The sequence below is a fragment of the Aquidulcibacter sp. genome, from assembly GCF_044346625.1.
GTDB lineage: Bacteria > Pseudomonadota > Alphaproteobacteria > Caulobacterales > Aquidulcibacteraceae > Aquidulcibacter.
Genome location: NZ_JBIIYV010000119.1, coordinates 1 through 5,476, shown reverse-complemented (window position 1 = coordinate 5,476; position 5,476 = coordinate 1). Strand labels below are relative to the sequence as shown.

Annotated in this window: 3 protein-coding genes; 2 read left to right on the top strand and 1 reads right to left on the bottom strand. The window is 53.4% G+C overall.

The window, feature by feature from the left end:
* Positions 1 to 418 precede the first annotated feature (418 nt).
* Together ACIQ20_RS15635 and ACIQ20_RS15630 are read left to right on the top strand one after the other, a co-directional pair.
* Positions 419 to 1,663, top strand: a complete 1,245-nt coding sequence (locus ACIQ20_RS15635; RefSeq protein ID WP_395781931.1) for a pilus assembly protein TadG-related protein — start codon at positions 419 to 421, stop codon at positions 1,661 to 1,663.
* A gap of 406 nt (positions 1,664 to 2,069) precedes the next feature.
* Positions 2,070 to 3,188, top strand: a complete 1,119-nt coding sequence (locus ACIQ20_RS15630; protein WP_395781929.1) for a hypothetical protein — start codon at positions 2,070 to 2,072, stop codon at positions 3,186 to 3,188.
* Between the two features lie 9 nt (positions 3,189 to 3,197).
* Here ACIQ20_RS15630 and ACIQ20_RS15625 read toward each other — a convergent pair.
* Positions 3,198 to 5,476, bottom strand: a 2,279-nt coding sequence (locus ACIQ20_RS15625; protein ID WP_395781927.1) for an NADP-dependent malic enzyme, incomplete at its 5' end; no start/stop codon positions are given.

Sequence of the window (5,476 nt, the reverse complement as noted above, 5' to 3'; positions counted from 1 at the left end):
ATTTGATAAAGCGTGGCACCGCGCCACCAGTGAGGATCGGAAGATTGCGTCGTCAAGTTGATATCTCTGGGACTGGCCTATGCCCTGCACCAAGCAAGGCTCCAGTTTAGAGTTGAAAGTGCTTTTTATCACAAGCGAACCCATCACCAAGGATGCGAAAAACTATCCCGTTGTCACCTTTTCGAGAAAGTGCCGCACGTTTGCGAGAATGTGGGTTTAGGTCGAGCTTATGGGCAAAGAGTGCATGTAATGATCCAGGCAAGTGCCTTAGGAAACCATTGATCGATTGAACTGTCAAAACCAGGCCTCTTATTGCCGAAATCAACGGCTTTCGTCGCTTCTGTCCACGATTTAAACGTTTAGTACACCACTTTCTGCTTACCTGTACGTTACTGGAAGAGGGTGGTAAGTAGCTGCGTTGTTTTCGACCGGGCGAAAAGCTAAGCGACGCGGCGAACGCGGCAATCTAGTCGTGATCACCGGTTTGATGGCGATCCCTTTATCTATGATCGTAGTGATGACGCTGGAGTTGGTATCTCTGTCGAGTGAAAAGGCACGGATGCAAGCGGCGGTGGACGCCGCGGCCTTAGCGGGTGCCCGCGAATTGGCGGTTGCTGGAGGTGCAGCCCGGAATGCAAGCGGCTTCGCGGAGGAATTTGCATTAAATCAGGTCACAGACCTCGCTCCGCGCGTCACGATGAACTTTACTGCCGGCCAAAATGCGAGCGGCGGCTTTCAGGTTTCTGGCGTCGGTGTTCGAGGGTCCTTCTTTGGCAATCTGGTACCACCCGGCGGGTTTAAGATCGAAGTTAGCGCAGTTGCAGAAGCTCTCAATCAGCAGCCCTTGTGCGTGCTGGCCCTACCGGAGATCTCAACGCCAGGGTTAAGGGCTGGCAGCAACAGCAGCATTCAGGCAAGTAATTGTTTGGTGCATTCCAATGGGCATATTGCGACGACCAACAACGCGGCAATTGGTGCCGGCACAATCCAGGCCACAGGAACCGCTTCAGGTACCGGCTACTCCCCCGCCGCCAATAGTGGCGCATTGGCTGTGGCAGACCCTTTCATCGAAAGAACCATCAAACGCATTGGTGCCTGTTCTGGTCCGCCGGATGGCGATTTTGTCGTGAGTGGCACCGTAGATACCACACTCCCTGCTGGCGTGCATAATCGCACAGTTAAAGTTGAAGGAAATGGAACTCTAACCCTTGAGCCAGGCGAACATTATTTTTGTAGGTTGCTTATGGCTTCCGCTAGTGGCAGCCTAATTGGCGAGGATGTTATCATGATTTTCGATGGGAATGGTAGGTTTGAGGCAAGGAACAGCGCAACAGTTTCCCTAACAGGGCGAACTTCCGGCGATTGGGCAGGCTTTGTCATTGTGAGCTCGCGAGACAATGTGGAGCAAATGGTGATTTCGTCACCCAAAGTCGATAAACTGCTCGGCACAGTTTATTTGCCCAGTGCGCTCTTGGTGATCAATGCTGCCGGCAACGTAGCAGAGGCTTCAAAGTGGAGCGTTGTTGTCGCGAAGGATGTTGCTCTGGACAAGAACGCAAGCTTGGTTATCAATACTGACTATGCAGGGTCCGGCGTGCCGGTTCCCTTGGGCGTGGGCAACAAAGCGGGCAACGCGAAATCGGGTGCCCGGCTTCGGCAATAAGCCTGATGCCTAGCTTTGGCTGAAGTTAAAGCGCGGCTTGATCTGTCCGGATCCAGGGTGCGCTCCAAATCGAAATCGAGCAAAAGCTTACCCGATTTTTTTTGCGAGAACTAACGCGGGCGTTGCTAGCGGCATTAAGGCTCATTGCGTATTCTCAAGACTGTTTGAAGATACGTGCATCGCCAGGGAAGTTGCCCACGAACCCCTGAAAGATGGCTCCCTTAGCTTAAGAATTAACCAAGTTATTGTTTTTTCGTTGTTTCACACTGCACAAAAATGCATTTTTCCTAATAGAGTTTCGGTTTTGTGAAAAGTTTATCGAATTGCTTATCCTATCCTTCACCCACTGTTACTAATGAGAATATCTGAATAGTCGCCTCAAAGTGCATTTTAAACAGGCTCGCCCATGTCAGGGATACGTAACCTAGCTGCCCTCGCCCACTCAGCGTCAACCAGTCGCGTGCTGAATTTGAATATGGTGGCGAAACGCTATCCCAACGATCCGATGCGCAAAAAGGCACCGCTCTTTACGGATGACCTTTTAAACCGATCGATCCTCGTCAAGCACCGGCTTCGGCGAGATGAGGCCTATCTTATCCCTGATTCCAAAGCCGTCGCCACGAAGATTATTTTTCCGCTCGACTTTGATGATCTGGAATTGGGTGGGCGCTCGATTTTTGTGAACCAAAAAGGATTCCGACAGGCGATTTGCGATTTGGTTGGCTATCGTGAACTAGAGCTTGAACGAGATTTTCTGGTCCTGGGTATGTTGAATGAGTTACCCTCCCTCGACCCGTTTTTGGTTCGCGAACAATTGCGAAGGAACCATCACCAGCCAGCGGAATGTTACTTCTCGATATCGCCCGCCGACTCCAGTCGCATGCAAAGCTTTACCAGCGCCGAGATGGCCCCGCTGATCCGTTTGGCTTTTCAGACTACGATTGGCAGCGGCAGCACTGGCATGGTTGGCAAGCTGGCCGACGCGCTTTTGTCTGCAAATGCCGACGCGCGCCTCGACCCCTTGCGTGCGACCTTAGGCTTGCACGGTGATCAGTTCACCCAAGGCATTTTCAGCTGGAAGGGCTTCATTTATTACAAATGGCAATTTTCAGAAATGATCCAAGGCTTAATCCGCGTCACGCAAGAAATGGATCAGATTAAGCCGTCGGGGCGGAATGATGGTGCCACACGCGAGGAAATTCGCATCCTCAAAACCTCTATCCGCAAACGGATCCGCGAAGCGGCCCGCAATTGTAGCAAGGTTCTGGCGCTCTATGATGATGCATTTGCCGACCTTGTTCATCGTGGTAACACAGCGGCTTTCCGCAGGTTCCTCTTGGAAGCCCCTATCTTCTTCCTAGACCTGGGGCATTCAATGGGCGTGATCTCGCACATCTCTTCATTCTGGGGCTACCGCTTCAAGGAAGGTGCCGCAAACTTGCCAACATCAGAAGAATTTCGCGACATTCTGCTTGAGTTCGAGACGGGGCTAGCGCCCCGCCAATCCTATTCCCAGCCTTGGTAGTTTGGCACTTTACCGCTTGCTTGGGCTTCCGGCATTGACGTCATAGGCTGCCAAAGTCGCCAAGGTCACAATCTCGGAAACCGGTGCGGAGAGCGAGCAGATTTGGACCGGGTGGCGCAAGCCGACCATCATCGGCCCCAAAACGGTTGCGCCGCCTAAAAACTCAACCAGATCAGTCGAAATGCGTGCGGAGTGGATGGCAGGCATGACCAACACATTGGCTGGTCCCGTCAGTCGTGAGAAGGGGTAAAGCCGATGAGAATCCGCGCTGAGAGCGACCCCAACCGACATTTCGCCCTCATACTCGAAGTCGATTTCCTCCATACGATCTAGAATTGCCGTCGCTTCACGGCACTTCTCTGACCGCTCGCCCATGGGCCGTCCAAAAGTGGAGTAGGCCACAAAGGCCACGCGCGGCACAAAGCCTAGACGCTTGGCAGCGCCGGCCGCCTGAATGGCGATGCGGGCCAAATCCTCGGCATTTGGCATTTCAGTGACGTTGGTATCGGCGACAAATATGGTTCGCCCCTTCGAAATCAGCACCGAAAGGCCGATCGGCTTGCTCTTGGCCGCCGCATCAATCGCCAACATGACTTCATTCAATGCTTGGTCAGTTGTGCGTGTTGTGCCGGTGACCATCCCGTCGGCGTCGCCCATGGCAACCATGGTTGCGGCAAAGACGTTGCGGTCCTGATTAATCATGCGCTGGCAATCGCGCAGCAGATAGCCACGACGCTGCAGGCGGCGATAGAGATAGTCTGTATAGTCGACATTGCGATCAGATAGACGTGCATTGAATATCTGGAGACCAGAATCCTCCGGGACGCCTACCAGCGCCTTGTTGCGGCGCACTTGCTCTTCGCGCCCGATCAAAATGGCCTTGCCCATTTCCAATTGCTCGAATTGATACGCGGCGCGGATAACGGCGGGATCCTCGCCTTCTGCAAACACGATTGTCTTTGGATTGGCACGCACCGCTTCCTGCAAGCTTTGCAGAAGAGACGCTGTTGGGTCGAGGCGTTGGGCCAGACGATCACGATAAGCGCCCATGTCATCGATCGGCTTGCGGGCAACCCCTGTGTCCATTGCAGCTTGTGCTACGGCCGGGGGAATGGCGGCAATCAAGCGCGGATCAAACGGCGTCGGGATGATGTATCCCGGACCAAATTTAAGTTGGCGACCATGATAGGCAGCCATCACTTCATCGGGTACATCTTCGCGCGCAAGCTCTGCCAGGGCGCGGGCTGCCGCCAGCTTCATCTCTTCATTGATCGTGCGGGCGCGGACGTCCAACGCACCCCGGAAGATATAGGGGAAGCCTAAAACATTGTTGACTTGGTTCGCATAGTCCGACCGGCCGGTGGCAATAATCGCATCGGTTCGAACTTCCAAAATTTCTTCCGGGCGAATCTCCGGATCCGGATTGGCCATCGCAAAGATGATGGGGCTTGGGGCCATGCTGGCCACCATGGCTTGATTAACCGCGCCCTTGGCGGACAGGCCCAAGAAACAATCTGCGCCCTTCATTGCCTCTTCTAAAGTTCGCAGGGGCGTATCAACGGCGTGGGCAGACTTGAATTGATCCATGCCCTTTTCACGGCCACGATAGACCACCCCGTCGCGGTCACACACAATGACGTTTTGGTGCGGCACACCCAGCGTCTTGATCAAGGAAATACAAGACAGACCAGCGGCACCGGCACCTGACACGACGACTTTAAGGTCCTTAAAATCGCGACCTGTAATCTCACAAGCATTGATCAAGCCTGCGGCCGCAATTATGGCGGTTCCATGTTGGTCGTCATGAAAAACCGGAATGTCGCATAATTCTTTGAGCCGGCTTTCAATGATAAAGCATTCCGGGCTTTTGATATCTTCCAGATTGATACCGCCGAAGGTGCAGGAGATATTGCGAACGGTGCGGATGATCTCTTCTGAGTCCATCGAATCAAGCTCAATGTCGATAGAGTCGATATCCGCAAAGCGCTTGAACAGAACCGACTTGCCTTCCATTACAGGCTTTGAAGCCAGGGCACCCAAGTTTCCCAGACCCAAAATGGCAGTACCGTTTGAAATCACGGCGACCAAATTGCCTTTCGACGTATAGTCATAAGCCGTGTCGGGGTCTTTTGAGATGGCGAGAACTGGAACCGCAACACCGGGAGAATAGGCAAGCGACAGATCGCGTTGGGTCGCCATCGGTTTGGAGGCCACAACCGATATCTTCCCCGGCGTAGGCAAACTGTGAAAATCGAGGGCTTCTTGGTCTGTGAAAGTCTTGCGCTCGC

What these genes read in the sequence shown, in the direction of transcription:
- ACIQ20_RS15630 (WP_395781929.1), top strand. Translation starts at nt 2,070, where the DNA reads ATGTCAGGGATACGTAACCTAGCTGCCCTCGCCCACTCAGCGTCAACC.